General features: G+C 35.2%; 11 protein-coding genes. 5 read left to right on the top strand and 6 right to left on the bottom strand.

Annotated features, from left to right (window positions below; all coding sequences use genetic code 11):
- Positions 1–36: 36 nt before the first annotated feature.
- The 6 genes from BOQ64_RS13945 to BOQ64_RS13925 all read right to left on the bottom strand — a co-directional run bounded on the left by BOQ64_RS13945 (position 37) and on the right by BOQ64_RS13925 (position 9,330).
- A complete protein-coding gene (locus BOQ64_RS13945; protein WP_129057437.1) occupies positions 37–2,244 on the bottom strand; it encodes a TonB-dependent receptor plug domain-containing protein in 2,208 nt (735 codons plus the stop codon).
- A gap of 72 nt (positions 2,245–2,316) precedes the next feature.
- Positions 2,317–3,126: a 3-deoxy-8-phosphooctulonate synthase gene (kdsA, locus tag BOQ64_RS13940; protein WP_115971458.1), complete on the bottom strand. Its 810-nt coding sequence runs from the start codon at positions 3,124–3,126 to the stop codon at positions 2,317–2,319.
- Between the two features lie 554 nt (positions 3,127–3,680).
- Positions 3,681–4,208, bottom strand: coding sequence for a DUF1697 domain-containing protein (locus tag BOQ64_RS13935; RefSeq protein WP_129057436.1), 528 nt, complete (start codon positions 4,206–4,208; stop codon positions 3,681–3,683).
- 60 nt (positions 4,209–4,268) lie between these two features.
- The gene (locus BOQ64_RS13930) at positions 4,269–5,285 is read right to left on the bottom strand and encodes a hypothetical protein (RefSeq protein WP_228448381.1); all 1,017 of its coding nucleotides are present in this window, start codon (positions 5,283–5,285) and stop codon (positions 4,269–4,271) included.
- The gene (locus tag BOQ64_RS23980; protein ID WP_228448380.1) at positions 5,282–5,755 is read right to left on the bottom strand and encodes a hypothetical protein; all 474 of its coding nucleotides are present in this window, start codon (positions 5,753–5,755) and stop codon (positions 5,282–5,284) included. The genes BOQ64_RS13930 and BOQ64_RS23980 overlap by 4 nt, the downstream gene beginning before the upstream one ends.
- A gap of 89 nt (positions 5,756–5,844) precedes the next feature.
- Complete coding sequence (locus BOQ64_RS13925; protein WP_129057435.1) at positions 5,845–9,330, bottom strand: DUF2723 domain-containing protein; 3,486 nt, start codon at positions 9,328–9,330, stop codon at positions 5,845–5,847.
- Positions 9,331–9,552: 222 nt separating this feature from the next.
- On the opposite strand from BOQ64_RS13925, the gene BOQ64_RS13920 reads away from it, so the two are divergent.
- From BOQ64_RS13920 to BOQ64_RS13900, 5 genes are all read left to right on the top strand, one after another.
- Complete coding sequence (locus tag BOQ64_RS13920; protein WP_129057434.1) at positions 9,553–10,590, top strand: PLP-dependent cysteine synthase family protein; 1,038 nt, start codon at positions 9,553–9,555, stop codon at positions 10,588–10,590.
- Positions 10,591–10,673: 83 nt separating this feature from the next.
- Positions 10,674–11,945: an aminotransferase class I/II-fold pyridoxal phosphate-dependent enzyme gene (locus BOQ64_RS13915; protein ID WP_185147080.1), complete on the top strand. Its 1,272-nt coding sequence runs from the start codon at positions 10,674–10,676 to the stop codon at positions 11,943–11,945.
- 76 nt (positions 11,946–12,021) lie between these two features.
- Complete coding sequence (locus BOQ64_RS13910; protein WP_129057432.1) at positions 12,022–12,900, top strand: DMT family transporter; 879 nt, start codon at positions 12,022–12,024, stop codon at positions 12,898–12,900.
- A gap of 11 nt (positions 12,901–12,911) precedes the next feature.
- Positions 12,912–13,652, top strand: a complete 741-nt coding sequence (locus BOQ64_RS13905) for a hypothetical protein (protein WP_129057431.1) — start codon at positions 12,912–12,914, stop codon at positions 13,650–13,652.
- A gap of 360 nt (positions 13,653–14,012) precedes the next feature.
- A complete protein-coding gene (locus BOQ64_RS13900; RefSeq protein ID WP_129057430.1) occupies positions 14,013–16,208 on the top strand; it encodes a B12-binding domain-containing radical SAM protein in 2,196 nt (731 codons plus the stop codon).
- Positions 16,209–16,464: the final 256 nt, after the last annotated feature.

The following is a 16,464-nucleotide window of genomic DNA, read 5'->3' as shown; positions in this document are numbered from 1 at the left end:
ATATGCTCTCGCAGATGATGCGGATTGAGCTGATTTTTATAGTTTAAATTCTAACTTCACGTTAAAGAAACGCCCTGTAAGACGTACCGGAACCGGATACATATTATTGGTATTATAATCTGTGATCCATTGATTGGCTACAGTATTATTGATATTAAATGCGTTGAAAACCTGAACTCCTAAAGATAATTCCTGGAAATTACCCCAGAATCCGGATCTTTTATTCTTATCCTTTGGATCAATAAATACTTTTGTTAATCCGATATCCACCCTTTTGTAAGCAGGTAATGTTTTCTGATAGCTGTATGCTGAATTGAAATCCGGCTGTCCGTTATCATTAAACATAACAGGAGATCCCGTTGGTAATCCCATTGCATACACTAAAGTAAGGTTTACCCTCATAGATGGGAACTGCGGCATATAATCCTGGTAGAACATCGCCACTCTGAATCTCTGATCTGTAGGTCTTGGGATATCTCCTCTGCCATCAATATTTTCATAAACCCTGGCATAACTAGCAGACAACCAAGAATCTACTCCCGGAACAAATTCACCGAATAGTCTGGTATCAATTCCATAAGCATATCCTTTAGCATTATTCTGTCCTGAGTAACGGATTCTCACATTATCCATATAATACGGAATCAGGTTATCCATTTTCTTGTAATAAAGCTCCGTTGTCAATTTAAACGGTCTGTCATACATATAGAATTCATAGTCATTGGAAAGAATAGCCTGGATAGATCTTTGCGACTTGATATTTGAGTTAAAGTTTCCGTCAAGATCTTTAATTTCCTTATAAAACGGAGACTGATAATAGATACCCCCGGAAAGTTTGAATAACATATCCGTATCCCAATCCGGTTTGATAGCAAACTGAACTCTTGGAGAGAATATTGTTTCTTTATTGAAGCTCCAGTTGGAAACTCTTACTCCGGCATTTAAAAATACTTTGCTTGCTCCCCAGTAAAATTTCTGGGAATACTGAGCATAAGCAGATAATCTGGTAGGCTCAATATTATTTTTTCCTGCAATATAATAGAACATTCTCAGATCTCCTGTTGTAGTTCCTGCTCTTGGATCAATCACTTCCGGTCTTGGAAGGCTGTATCCTGCAGAATCTACCAGTTTCCATTCGTTAGTAAGATCTTTAAGGTTTTCCTTTTCGTATTTGAAACCAACCTCAATGTCTGTATTTACATTAGGGGAAAACTTAGCTCTTAACTGAGTTCCGTAAGTTCTTACGAATAAATCATTTCTGGCATGTTCCGTTTGGCCTCCAACATCATAGCTTGAAATTGGCTCCTTTGTTACAGGATCAAATGTCTGCAGATCATATTCAGATCGGATGGTGTAGTATTCTCTTTCTCTGTTCTGATAAGCAAAAGCATCTAATGTAAGTTTCCATTTGTCAGCCGGCTTATAATTCATGGAAAATGTACCCATCATATTTTTATACTGGTCATTTTCCTTACCACCATAGCCTATATTGACAGTAATTGGCTGCTGAAGGCTTCCGAAAGTTACACTTTTCGCTTTAGGAATCATCTCATAATCATTCTTGGAATAATATCCGATGAATGACATGGAAAGTTTATCGTTAACATGATAATTTAGATAAGACTGAAAATCCCAGTAAGTAGGATTAAAATCTGTGTCTTCCTTTAAAGTGTTAAGAACAAGATTGGTATTTCTGTATCTCCCTGAAAACAAAGCTGTAAACTTCTTATTCTTTGAAGCTAATCCGGTGGTTAACCTGCCTCCAATTAAACTTGCTTCACCGGAAACCTCAAATTTTTCAGGTTCACGGTAATAAATATTTAAAGCAGAAGACATTTTATCACCATATTTAGCTTCAAATCCTCCTGCTGAGAAGTTCACTGATGAAACCATATCCGGGTTAATAATACTCATACCTTCCTGCTGAGAATTTCTGATCAGGAAAGGTCTGTAAATTTCAATATCATTAATATAGATAAGGTTTTCGTCATAGTTTCCACCACGCACCATATATTGGGAAGACAGCTCAGTATTGGAGTTTACAGAAGGTAGCGTTTTAATCAACCCTTCAATTCCACCACTGATAGAAGCTACTGCTTTCGCTTCTTTTGCAGAAATTTTCACATTGGTAAGATCATTGGTTCTTCCTGTTGTTTTTTTCTGGAAGACAACTTCCTCTATATCGGTTACCTTGGTCGCTGTATCCCTTTTTCTCTGTTGGGAGAAAATCAGCATTGGGACCATAAGGCTTAGCGGTAAAACTAGTTTTTCAAAAGAAATATTTTAGAATTTCTAAAATTAATGTTTTTTTAACAATTACAAAATCGATTCTCTAATTCTTGTCAATTTTTGTAATAAATCTTCTAATAAATCCAGTCTTAACATGTTGGCTCCATCAGATAATGCTGTTTCTGGAGTTGGGTGAGTTTCAATGAAAATTCCGTCTGCTCCTACTGCAATTCCTGCTTTGGCAACAGTTTCAATAAGATCAGGTCTTCCACCTGTTACTCCAGAGCTTTGGTTAGGCTGTTGTAATGAATGGGTAACATCCAGAATCACAGGTGCATATTCTCTCATGGTAGGAATTCCTCTGTAATCTACAATCAGATCTGTATATCCGAAAGAGTTTCCTCTCTCAATAATAGCTACTTTCTGGTTATCGGAATCCGTAATTTTCTGTACAGCAAATTTCATAGATTCGGGTGAAAGGAACTGTCCTTTTTTCAGGGAAACACATTTTCCTGTTTTCGCCGCTGCAACCAATAAGTCTGTCTGACGTACCAGGAACGCAGGAATCTGAAGAACATCTACATATTGTGCTGCTAATGCAGCATGCTCATTTTCGTGAATATCTGTAGTGGTAGGAATGTTGAATGTCTCTCCTACTTTTTTAAGAATTTCAAGAGATTTTTCTTCTCCAATCGTTGTAAAAGAGTCTACACGGCTTCTGTTTGCCTTCTTGAAACTCCCTTTAAAAATATAAGGAATATTATACTTATCTGTAATATTGATTACTTTTTCAGCAATTCTAAGTGCCATATCTTCTCCTTCTATAATACAAGGCCCTGCAATAAGGAAAAAGTTCTTTGAATCTTTGTGCTGAATATTATCTAAATACTGAATCATTTTGTTGTAATTAAAAAGTTCAGTAAAAATACTGAGAAAGTTTCAGACTTGGAAATTATTTGGGGAGAGAGTTGGGTTTAAGGTTTAAGGTTTAAGGTTTAAGGTTTAAGGAAAGATAGTTACCTTATTTTATTCAGGGACTTATTATTGATTAAGTTTTGGTTACAATTCTTGATAATAGTTCCATGATAATTCTTTATACATTTTTATCCATCCATTTTGTCATTGATTCCGTCGAATTTGTGATTTCTGAAAGAATCTAAACACTACATGTTAAAATCTAAGGATTCCTGACGGAATGACAATAACTACGTTATCAATCAAATACGTGGAATTTTTATTTACCGCAGATTTTACAGATTCTTTTATTTGGGATGAGAATGAGATTGCTTCGCTGCGCTCGCAATGACAGGATTGTGATATTTGTGAAATTATTTGTGGGATTTGTGTTTTAATTTTAGGTTTTGGCTAAAGCCAATGGAATTGGGATAAAAAAAGAACGGGCTTTAGCCCGTCCCTATTGAATTTTTGTATTGTATAATTGTATATAGGAACTACTCCATCTTTTTCAAAATCTTCTCAAAGGTATTGACATTCCTGCTGGTCATCTGATCTTTTAAACTTTTCTTTCCTAAAACTTTTCCAAAAGTAGAGTCTAAAGTATTTCCTTTCGGGACCTGCCAGTAAAATATATTATTAACGATTTCAGCTTTTTCATTTTCAGTCTGGCTAGCTTTTTCAAACTCTTCCATTAAAACATTTTCAATGCCAGACACCCCAACAAAACCATAAATATGAAGATCATCATTCTTCTCAAATGGAATACTGTTCCAGAAAACAGCTGTTTCTTCGTGAGATTTTATGAATAAAAAAGCTTCGTAGGAAAAGTGCTCTGACATCTCTTTTTCAAGCATTGCTTTTAAAGCATCAGCATTTTTATCAGAAGAAAAAACAATATTTCCGGAAGCTAATATGGATACCACATCTTTCATTCCAGCATCTTTGAAAACCTGACAGACATCTGCCATTTTCATATTGGTTCCTTTTACATTGACACCACGGAGAAAAGCACAATATTTCATAACTTGGGTATTAGGTTTTAGATAATGGGTTGCAGGAGTCTACGTTTAAATATTATATTTTTAATCTACTCTTATATATAAGTTATAATCCGTACCGGAAGGTTTTAGGTTGTAGATTTTTTCCAGGATTTTATTATCACTTTTCAGGTGATCTTTTACCCTGAATTCTTTTAATAATTTATAATGGGTTTGATAATAGTCTGCATTTTTACCTTCATATAAATTCTGGTATGAAAGCAGATATTTAGGTTTTCTGTTTTTAACGGTGTTGATCCAGTAGTTTGTTTTATCTTTTTTGATTTCTTCCTGAATCTGCTTGTCAACTAATCCAACTTCATCAATCGTTTTTAGTCCTGAAAAATAAGGAACATACCCTGCAGGTTCCAATAAAATCCATTGGTTTTTATCTTTCTCATATTGATTCAAAAAAGTACCGATTGTTCTCCTATAATTCCACTCTCCATTTCCTGTTGCAATGGAATGAATCGTTTGGAAAGCCAACATCGGAACAATATAAAATATAATAAGTAATGATAACCATAGATTTCTTCTCTCCTTCTGCTCCAATACAAAAATAAGAACCGGAACAAAAAGTAACAGCTGTGGAACCCAATAGTACCAATCGAATAAGCTTTTTTGGGAGATAAAGATAATCTGCTTTGCCCATCCAAAAATAAAGATGATCCACAGGAAATAATTTCTCTTTTCTCTTTGTCTGATCAGATAAATAAAGCAAAGAAGTTCAAAAATAAGAACGATTACCGTGATTGGATTGAAAGCTCCCGGAACTTTCAGCATTCCCCAGAAATTCCCAAAACTTACCAGAAAATAATCAAAGTGTTCGCCGAAAGTCAATTGTTGTTCGTAAAGTAATTTTTTAGCGGTAATCGTGTTATTCACTACTTCTCCAAAGTAAAACCAATTGAAAGCAAGCGTTGATAAAACACCTAAAATTCCACCAAAAATATAGCTCCATCTGATTTTTCTGTTCCAGAAAAGATCCACAAGAAATACAATTCCAAGGAAAATAACAGTATCAATTCGGGTAAACATAATCAGGATTGGAAGAAGCGTCAATACCCATTTTTTCCTTTGTTGAAACCATAGTATAACAAAGACATTTCCAGAAAGAACAGGATTCCGTATTCCATTCCAAGGATTGAGATCTTGATTGCCGGTGGTAAAATTCCAATTAAAAAAATAAAAATAGCTTTATGCCAGGGATTTTTAAGAACCAGATGAGATAGAAATAATGTTCCTATGGTAAACAGGATAGAATTAAAAATTAAAAGCGGTTCAATAAAGTTTTCCTTCCCAAAAATAAGGTTGAAAATATAAGACACAAAAACGTATAAATGCGTTGTAGAAGCTGAAATCTTAGTATCACCATTGAAACCAATCACTCCATAATCCAGTAGGTTCTGGGCTACTCTCCAGGTGATGAAAGCATCTTCCTGAATGTAGTGCGTCAATAAAAAAAGTAGTTTAAAAATAACCGTAACAATTACGGCATAGATTGGGAACCTGCTATTCTGTGTTTCAGCCATTATGCTTTTTTAGTTCCACAAATATAATCTTAAAATTCAGGATTCCCAATAACAAAAAACGGAACCGAAGTTCCGTTTTTAAAAATGTTTTATTGTGTTGCTTTGATAATCGCTGAAGTGATCTGATTTTCTTTTTCTTTAGAATACGTTGAATCAAAAGGCTCCATTACATCAAATAAATATTGGTAGAATGGTGTAATCTTTTGAACATCTTCAGATTCTTTCATTGCTTTTTCTTTGCCCATCTGCTGAAGTTCCTTCACAAAAGCATTGAATTTTTTATCAATCGGTTCAATGGATTTTACCAGATAAGCATATGCTTTTTCTTTTTGTCCAATCTTGGTATAAGCATCTGTAACCGCTGCTACAACAAGAGAATATTCCATTGGTTTTGTTCTCATCTGTCTTCTTACGTAGCTTTGATCTGCCTTAGAAAGACTTAAGTAATAATCATACTCATCAAAGATTCCTTTTTTAAGCACTTCTGCCAGCTGTAATCCTTTTTGCTCCTGTCCTGCGATGATATATCCGGTAACAATTGAGCTTAATGAACGTGGATCATTGTATTTTTCTGCAGGAATTTCTTTGGCTGCAAGATCCAGGATTTCTAATGCTTTAGCTTTCTGTCCGCTTAATGCCAATGCTGAAGCTGCTCTGCTTGCTGACATTCTGTAGCTGATGATGTTAGACGTTGCTGTTTCATCAAAGTGAGCGCTTAAATCTTTAAAGTTACCCCATCTGAAGTTTTTCACTACATTATAAAGATTGTTGGCATCTACTCTTCCCATATCTCCGTCTGCTGATGGTAACGTCTGGATTGGGATTAATCTGTAACTGAATCCGTCAAACTGAAGATAATCGTTTAGATAGAAAATATTCTCGCTGTCATAAATACCTCCTGAAGAGAAGTTGATTGGACGTTTCCAATCGAAATTCGCTAACAGATCCATTAAAATCAGGTTGTTTTTGTATAATGTATTTCCTTTGTAAGTAATAATGATCTGATTGGCTACGTTCGGAAGATCTGCCTGATTGATAATTCCAGCTTTTAAAGCATTTTCTTTATTAACAGGAAGAATAAATTTGTTTACCGGAAGAATGTTATATTTCTCATATTTCTCTTCTCCGAAGTACATTTTCAATAACTGATCTTTTTCAGGAGATTTGAATTTGATAAACTTAATCGCATCTTTCAGAGTTAAAGAATCCTGTGTAAGATATTTTCTGAAGTCTTTGAATTCTGTATCGGGAACTCCCTGTTCTTTCAACATAGAGAAAACTCCTTCCCAGTCTTCCTTCTTCATCATATAGATCTGGTCGTTTACTCCGTCTCTGTAATCTTCGTGAGTCAGTTCACTTGGAATTCCCATCGCATTGTAGGTTCTTCTCTTGATCTGATCAAGGTTCCAAGGTGTTGAAGCAAGGGTAAAGTTTACCACTTTCACATCATCTCTGAATCTTTCCGTTTCCTGGATTGCCCAAACCGGATAGGTGTCATTATCACCATACACGAATAAAATATCGTTCTTTGGTAATGATTTTAATACTGAATAAGCATAGTCATAGGCAGTATATCTGTTGCTTCTATTGTGAACATTGTAGTTCTGGAAGCCCATCATGAAAGGAACACCTAACAATACAACTCCCAGTGCAATATTAGCACCGTTAGATTTGATTTTAGACTGTACAAACCATAAAATAGCTCCGGCACCCAATCCGATCCAGATTGCAAAAGCATAGAATGAACCTACCATTGCATAATCTCTTTCTCTTGGCTCAAAAGGTTTTACCCCTGTGTAGAAAATAATTCCGACACTTGTAATAATGAATAAAGATAATAAAGCGTAGAATCTTCCAAAATCTCTGTTCAGTTGGAAAAAGAACCCGATTAACCCTAAAATTAATGGTAAGAAGAAAAATGCTACTGTACTTTCATTTTTGAATTTAGCAGGCATTTTATCCTGATTTCCTACATTTACATTATCGATAAAAGGAATTCCGGAAATCCAGTTTCCTTTTGTGCTTTCCATATTTCCTTCAAGATCATTCTGTCTTCCAACATAGTTCCACAACAGGTATCTTACAAAGTAATAGCCATTCTGGAAAGAAATAAAATAATCCATATTCTGAAGCAATGAAGGCTTCTGAACATTGATAAGGTTGTAAGGTTTTACTTTTAAATAATCTGCAGCTGTAATCGATTTATCATCATATTTAGCTCTTAATTCATCAAAGATCTGCTTAGCCTGCGGGTTATCTGCCACATCTTCATTCGCATAATTGAATGTAAAATCAGGAGCACCATACATCGAAATGTAGTTTGCCATTACATCTTTATCCTCATTAAACATTCTTGGCATTAAGCTCACCTGAGACTGGCTGAAAATATAGTTGAATCGGTCTCCGGTTTTTCTGTATGTCCCGGTTTTTTCATCTTTTTCGTAGATTTCTCCGGTCTTTTTTGTTTTAAAACTGCCATCTTCGTTCTTTTGAATTCCGTTAGCATCAAGGAAAGCCGTATAGTTCTGTCCGTAAATCGTTGGCCAGTCACCATATTGCTCTCTGTTATAATAATCCAACATACCAATAGCAGTATCCGGATCATTAAGGTTCATTGGCGGATTAGCATTCGCTCTGATCGGAATTACCATCCAGCAAGAGAAACCAATCATCATAAAAACCACAGACAAAGCAGCGGTTTGATAAATATTCTTTTTTGCCTTTCTCGCATATTTAATCAGGAAATAGCAGATCGCTACCATGATAATAAATGCGGCAATAGTTCCTGAGTGGAAAGGAAGTCCTAAACCATTTACAAAGAAAATTTCCAGTCTTCCGAACATGGTCATGATCAAAGGGAAAATAATTTTGAAAACGATGATCAAAATTCCTAATGTAATAAGGTTTGCCAGGATAAAATTCTTCCAGGTAAACTTATAGTTTCTTGCATAATATACAAGACATACCATAGGAGTCGCCAGCATACACATCATGTGTACCCCAACGGAAAGTCCTAAAACGAAGAAAATCAGAATAATCCATCTCTCACTGTCTGCTGCCTGATACTCATTTTCCCATTTCGTAATCAACCAGACCAAAAGCGCGATAAACATAGAAGCCATTGAGTACACCTCTCCTTCTACCGCTGAAAACCAGAAGGTATCTGAGAAGGTGAAACAAAGTGCACCTACCGCTCCAGCAAATAAGATAGAGATTTCCTGATGTTTTGTAATTTCTTCAAAATCTTTGTTCAGCAATCTTCTCACAAAATGAGTGATGGTCCAAAACAAAAATAAAATAGTCAGTGCGCTGAACAATGCAGACATCGCGTTGATTACGATGGAGTAATTTTCGCCTTTCCCTAATGCAAAAATGGCTGCCACGGCACCCACTATCTGGAATAAAGCCGCTCCGGGAGCGTGCGTTACTTCAAGTTTTACTGCAGAAGAAATGTACTCACCACAATCCCAAAAACTGAAATTGGGTTCTATTGTGGACAAGTACGTGAAAAACGCAATGACGAAAATCACCCATCCTAAAACGGTGTTCCATTGCCTAAAAGTCCAATTTTTCATAGTATTAAATCAATTATGCGAAAATAAGGCTTTTATATTATTTTATATTGTTTTTAACAAAATTTAAAAACTTGGCGCAGAATTTGCGATTAAACTCCTGCTAATACTGTAAACAGGAAAATATATTTTTACAAAACGAAGCCCTAGAAATCAAACAAAAGTTTAGTAATTATTTATTTTTTTGTATTTTTGCAGTCAGATTTTTATTGAAAATAACAAATAATGAGTAATGTTTACGATAATATTCTTGGCCTAATAGGACATACTCCTATGGTGAAGCTAAATACTGTTACAAAAGATATTCCAGCAACCGTATACGCCAAGTTAGAATCATATAATCCTGGACATTCCACCAAAGACCGAATCGCACTTCATATTATAGAGAACGCAGAGGAGAGAGGCTTATTGAAAGAAGATTCTGTAGTTGTAGAAACTACTTCCGGAAACACTGGGTTTTCTATTGCAATGGTATGTATCATTAAGGGATATAAATGTATTCTCGCGGTAAGCGACAAAACAAAACCTGAAAAGATTGCTTATCTTAAAGCTCTAGGAGCTACTGTTTATATATGTCCTGCCAATGTACCGGCGGATGATCCTAGATCTTATTATGAAGTAGCGAAAAGAATCGCTTTGGAAACTCCCAATTCTATTTACATCAATCAGTACTTTAATGAACTGAATATTGATGCCCATTACCAGACCACAGGTCCTGAAATCTGGGAACAGACAGAAGGTAAGATCACTCACCTTTTTGCCTGTACCGGAACAGGAGGTACTTTATCTGGTTCAGCAAAGTTTTTGAAGGAGAAAAACCCGGATATTAAAATTATTGGGGTGGATGCAGATGGTTCTATATTAAAAAGCTATCACGAGACAGGTGAGATTCACAAGGAAGATGTACACCCTTATCAGATTGAAGGAATGGGAAAAAATTTAATCCCTTCTGCACTTCTTTTCGATAAGGTAGATGAGTTTGTAAGAGTAAATGATGAAATGGCCGCGTACAGAACCCGTGAAATTGCTTTAAAAGAAGCAATTATGGGAGGTTATACTACAGGAGCTGTGACTCAGGGACTCATGCAATATGCAAATTCTCACGAATTAACAGAAAATGATGTGGTTGTTTTAATCTATCCTGACCACGGTTCAAGATACATCACGAAAGTATACAGTGATAAATGGATGGCCGAACAGGGATTTGTTAACAACTGTGTCCACAATTATGACGAAGTCTTCAAGACTGAGTTCATTAAATAGAAATAAAATAAAATCACGATACAATAAAGCCTTTTGCGTGTTCTACAAAAAAGGCTTTTTTACTTAAAAATTACGATACAATGTTGGATATTTTTGAAAGAATAAAAGAAAATCCAGGACCTCTTGGACAATTTGCAGATTACGGAGAAGGATATTTTATTTTCCCAAGACTAGAGGGACCTATCGGCCCGAGGATGCAATTTCAGGGTAGAGAAGTAATTTTCTGGAGTGCCAATGATTATTTAGGGTTATGTAATCACCCTGAAGTAATAGAAGCAGATGCAAAGGCGGCTGCAGAATACGGAATGTTCTATCCAATGGGAGCAAGAGCGATGTCTGGAGAAACAGATCAGCACCTTCAGTTGGAAAGAGAATTGGCAGACTTCGTACAAAAAGAATCAGCATATTTATTGAATTTCGGTTACCAGGGAATGGTTTCTACCATTGATGCTTTGGTAAGCAGAAATGATGTAATTGTTTATGATATGGATTCTCATGCCTGCATCGTGGATGGAGTAAGACTTCATTCAGGTAAAAGATTTACCTACAAGCATAACGATATGGCGAGTCTTGAAAAAAACCTTCAGAGAGCTACTAAAGTAGCAGAAGAAACAGGAGGAGGAATTCTTGTGATTACTGAAGGAGTTTTCGGAATGAGAGGACAGCAGGGAAAAATTAAAGAGATCTGCGAACTTAAATCAAAATATCAGTTCAGACTTTTAGTAGATGATGCTCACGGTTTCGGAACATTAGGTAAAACAGGTGCCGGAGTTGGTGAAGAGCAGGATTGTACAGATCAGATTGATGTATATTTCTCTACTTTTGCAAAATCAATGGCAGGTTTCGGAGCATTCCTTGCAGGTGACAAAGAAATCATCAGATACCTGAAGTTCAACTTAAGATCACAAATCTTTGCAAAATCTCTTACAATGCCAATGGTAATTGGAGGATTAAAAAGATTGGAGCTTTTGAGATCAAGACCTGAGATCAAAGCTAAACTTTGGGAAAATGTAGCTAAACTACAGAACGGATTAAGAGATAGAGGATTCAACATTGGTGATACCAATACTTGTGTAACTCCGGTAATGATGCAGGGAACTCCTGTTGAAGCGACTCTACTGGTAAAAGACCTTAGAGAAAATTACGGAATCTTTACTTCAGTAGTGGTATATCCGGTAATTCCGAAGGGAATGATTCTTTTAAGACTGATTCCTACCGCTTCTCATACAGATGCTGAGATTAATGAAACTCTGGCAGCGTTTGAAGCAATTCACGATAAACTAGTAAGTGGTTACTATAAAGAGCAGGAACAAATATTACTGCAGGAACAGGGATTAAGTTTCAAACCGATCTAATCTTTAACAAAATAAAAAAAACCACTGATTGATTCAGTGGTTTTTTGTTTTAAAAACTATATACTATCAAAAGCAAATGAAACTTAGAGGTTATTTATTGGGCGTTTTGTCAGCGGTTTCATACGGATTGATTCCGATTTTTATCCTGCCAATTAAGCAGGCTCGTTTTTCAATGGATATTACACTGTTTTACAGGTTTTTCTTTTCAGCTCTCATGATTGGAGCTTATCTCATCTATTCTAAACAAAATTTCAGAATCAACAAAAAGGAAGCCTTAATATTAGCCATCTTGGGAATATGCTATGCCCTTTCCTCAGAATTTCTATTTATAGGATATGATTTTCTCACCCCAGGAATTGCATCCACTGTACTATTTATTTATCCGGTGATCGTAGCATTGATTATGTTTTTCTTTTATAAAGAGAAACTCTCTAAATTATCTATTGTTTCATTATTTCTGGCCTTTGCCGGAGTTATTGTTTTATGTCTGAAAGGAAATGGTTTTGAAATCAATTTTGCAGGATTGGGAATTGTAATGCTCAGTTCATTGTTTTATGCTCTTTATATGGTGATTGTAAATAAATCAAAATTGAAAGTTTCAGGGTTTAAGCTTACCTTCTACTCTATGCTTTTTACCTCTCTGTTCTTTATGAGTAAGTCAGTTATTGGGCATCAATCATTTTCGATTCCTTCGATGACTATTTTTATTAACTTCCTTATTTTTGCTTTGCTTACTACGGTTATTTCCAGTTTATGTCTGGTGTATGCTATTAAAAGTATTGGTTCTACTCCGGTTGCTATTTTAGGAGCACTGGAACCGGTAGTTGCTGTAATGGTAAGTGTATTTATGTTTAATGAAAAGTTCACCACCAACTTACTGATTGGGATTACCCTGATTTTATTAGGAGTTACCCTGAATGTTATTTCTGACCGAAAAAATGCAGTTCATGCTTAACATTTAAAATTATGAAAGAACTACAACCACTCACAAAAGGTCAGTTATATGCTTCTCTAAAAAATCAATCAGAAGATTTTTATTCTACGGTTACATCGGCTCTGGATTTTACTCTGTTTGGAGATCATTCTTTGGATGAAGAAAATCTTTCCGAATTTCTTGATATGCTGGATCAGGAAACTGCAGAAAAAATTAAAGCTGCTTCTCTACAACCGGATGAAGATGAAGATCCTACAATTATCCTTGCTGAGAATGAAGATTCAACCTCTCTCAATTTAGTAACTGAGGATGGTGAAGGTTATAAAATTATTTTATTTGATAATGATATTAATCTTTCCGGAGATCTCTTTGTGGAAGACTATATTGTGCTTATTGTTATTGGAAATATACAGGCGAAAAATGTAATCGTCAACGGTTCATTATATTGTACAGGAAATCTGTCCTGTAATATACTATTTGGAGCATCTGGTAACGATCATAAAACTTATTTTAAAGGAAATATAGCCTCAGTTCTTATTGCAGAAAACGGACATTATACTGTTGCAAATGGTAATATATATTCCCAATATTTAATCAGTCTCCATAATGAAATTGATGGAAAGTCTGGAAGAAATATTGAAAAAACAATATTGGATGGATCTAATGAAGCAGACGTTTTAAATCCTGAAATTTTAGATGAGAGTGGCTATTTTGATGAAGAGGCGTTTCTTAATTTCATCAGAAAGAATACACCCGATACTATTTTTAAATAATTTTCTAAACGCAAAGTTTTAATAATCCTGCTGCTTTATTTTAGGAAGCAAAGAAGAGCGACTTTGTCGCTGAAAAAGCTCTATGAATATACATTCGCTTAAAAAGAATCAATAAAATTGATTCCATCTTTGCCTCCTTAAAAAACATATACATAACTCTTATTAAAAACTTTGCGTCAAAAAATCTCCACTTCCATTCTCAATCTTGTACGATAGATCGGCTGTATTTTATCCGCAAAATCTGTGAGATCTGCGGGAGAAAAAACAGCAGTTACTGATAACATCATTTAGACCTGTCTATAATCAGAGCAAAAAATTTTTTCTGAAAAAACTTTAGAATAACTTTGCAAAAAATTTCTGTTGAAAGACCTACTTCTTATTACTCCGCCTTTTACCCAACTTAACACTCCTTACCCGGCAACAGCTTATATAAAAGGATTTTTAAATACTAAAAATATTTCCAGTTATCAGATGGATTTGGGAATAGATGTTATTTTGGAATTATTTTCAAAAGGTGGATTACAAAAGGTTTTCAGTAAAGAAATTGATCTTCAGAATGCTTCTGAAAATACCCAGAGAATTTATGCATTAAGAGAAGAATATTTAAAAACCATCGATCAGGTAATTCCTTTTTTACAGGGGAAAAACCCGACACTGGCAAGACAGATCTGCAGCATGAACTTTCTTCCGGAAGCTTCCCGTTTCAACCAATTGGATGATATGGAATTTGCTTTCGGAAATATGGGCTTACAGGATAAAGCCAAACATTTGGTTACCCTATACCTTGAAGATATTTCAGATTATATTGTTGAAAATATTGATGCTGACTTTGGTTTCAGCAGATATGCTGAACGTTTAGGAAAAAGCGCCAACTCTTTTGATGAACTGTATTCAAAATTATCTGGTGAAGAAACATTTATTGATGATTTCACTTTAACAATTCTTCGTGAAAAACTAGAGTCTATACAACCTAAATTGGTTTGTTTTTCTATTCCTTTTCCGGGAAATCTATATTCAGCTTTCAGATGTGCTCAGTTTATAAAGAAGAACTTTCCACACATTAAAATTGCAATGGGTGGAGGTTTTCCCAATACTGAATTAAGGGAAGTTAAAGACCAAAGAGTTTTTGAATTTTTTGATTTTATAACATTAGATGATGGTGAAATTCCTCTCGAACTTCTATGTGAAAATATTCTTCATTCTGAGCAAAATGAAGAACCTCAATATAAAAGAACTTTTTTACTTGAAAATCAAGAAGTTGTTTATAAAAATAATTCCAAAAGACACGATTATAAACAGGCAGATATTGGTACTCCGGATTATACGGATTTAAAACTGGATCAATATATTTCAGTGATTGAAATTGCCAATCCAATGCACAGCTTATGGAGCGACGGAAGATGGAATAAACTGACCATGGCCCACGGATGCTATTGGGGAAAATGTACTTTCTGTGATATTTCTTTAGACTACATTAAAATCTACGAGCCCATCTCCGCCAAAATTCTGGTGGACAGAATGGAGGAACTTATCAAAACTACAGGAGAAACCGGTTTCCATTTTGTAGATGAAGCTGCACCACCTGCTTTAATGAGAGAGGTTGCTCTTGAAATTCTTCGCAGAAACCTTGTAGTGACCTGGTGGACAAATATTCGTTTTGAAAAAAGCTTCACCCGTGATTTATGTTATTTATTAAAACTATCCGGATGTGTGGCAGTTTCCGGAGGACTTGAAGTAGCCAGCGATCGTTTGCTGAAATTAATTGATAAAGGAATTTCTGTAGAACAGGTTGCAAAAGTAACAAGAAATTTTACAGAAGCCGGAATTATGATCCATGCTTATCTGATGTATGGCTACCCTACTCAAACCGTTCAGGAAACAATCGACTCCATGGAAATGATTCGTCAGTTATTTGAAATGGGAATTTTACAGAGTGGTTTCTGGCATCAGTTTGCAATGACTGCCCACTCACCTGTTGGATTGAATCCGGAGGAATTTGGAGTTACTCCAATCAAACAGGAAATTCTATTTGCAAATAATGATATTGATTTTACAGACAAAACCGGGATCAATCATGATAAGTTTAGTTCTGGTTTAAAAAAATCCTTATTCAATTATATGCATGGAATTAATTTTGATCTTCCTCTTCAGGAATGGTTCGATTTTAAAATTCCAAGAACAACCATCCATCCCGATTATATTCACGACAGTTTATTGGAAGAAGAAGATTTTAAATTTAAAGGAAATTCAAAAGTTGTCTTTTTAACCAAAAACGTAATCGCTGAGAATCGCGTAAAAAATAAAAAGAAATATTCCGGTACATATACGCTTCTTACATTCCACCTAAAAACCAATATTATAAAGGTTGAGTTGGAACAGGATAAAGCGGAATGGCTGATGGATATTCTGGAAGAACATTCTATAGACAATCAGAAAAAGCCTACAGTTCAACAGCTTAAGAATCAGTTTGAGGAAAATTTTGAAGATTTTGAATTGTTCTGGTTCTCAAAACCGATGCAACAATTGAAGGAAAATGGAGTGATTTTGAGTTTATAAAATTAATCCGTTTTTTCTCAGGGATTTTCAAATTTGAAATATTTTAAGATAAATTAGGTGTCGGCTAAAGCCAATGGAAATTTATGTTGTATTATAAAACGGGCTAAAGCCCGTTCCTATTGAATAGCTTTTACCTTTTTACTATCTCTACTAAAAATAAAATATCCATAATCTTTGTCATTCCGTAGGAACCCAGCCTCCTATTTTAATAAGAAAATTCGTGCATTCGTGGCAAAAAATATACGCCACGAATGCA

The sequence above is a fragment of the Chryseobacterium sp. CH25 genome, assembly GCF_004119455.1.
Classification (GTDB): Bacteria; Bacteroidota; Bacteroidia; order Flavobacteriales; family Weeksellaceae; genus Chryseobacterium.
This window is presented reverse-complemented; position numbering and strand designations above follow the sequence as displayed.

Coding starts and splice junctions, on each gene's coding strand:
- BOQ64_RS13945 (WP_129057437.1), bottom strand. CDS start 2,244: ATGGTCCCAATGCTGATTTTCTCCCAACAGAGAAAAAGGGATACAGCG.
- kdsA (WP_115971458.1), bottom strand. CDS start 3,126: ATGATTCAGTATTTAGATAATATTCAGCACAAAGATTCAAAGAACTTT.
- BOQ64_RS13935 (WP_129057436.1), bottom strand. CDS start 4,208: ATGAAATATTGTGCTTTTCTCCGTGGTGTCAATGTAAAAGGAACCAAT.
- BOQ64_RS23980 (WP_228448380.1), bottom strand. CDS start 5,755: ATGGCTGAAACACAGAATAGCAGGTTCCCAATCTATGCCGTAATTGTT.
- BOQ64_RS13925 (WP_129057435.1), bottom strand. CDS start 9,330: ATGAAAAATTGGACTTTTAGGCAATGGAACACCGTTTTAGGATGGGTG.
- BOQ64_RS13920 (WP_129057434.1), top strand. CDS start 9,553: ATGAGTAATGTTTACGATAATATTCTTGGCCTAATAGGACATACTCCT.
- BOQ64_RS13910 (WP_129057432.1), top strand. CDS start 12,022: ATGAAACTTAGAGGTTATTTATTGGGCGTTTTGTCAGCGGTTTCATAC.
- BOQ64_RS13905 (WP_129057431.1), top strand. CDS start 12,912: ATGAAAGAACTACAACCACTCACAAAAGGTCAGTTATATGCTTCTCTA.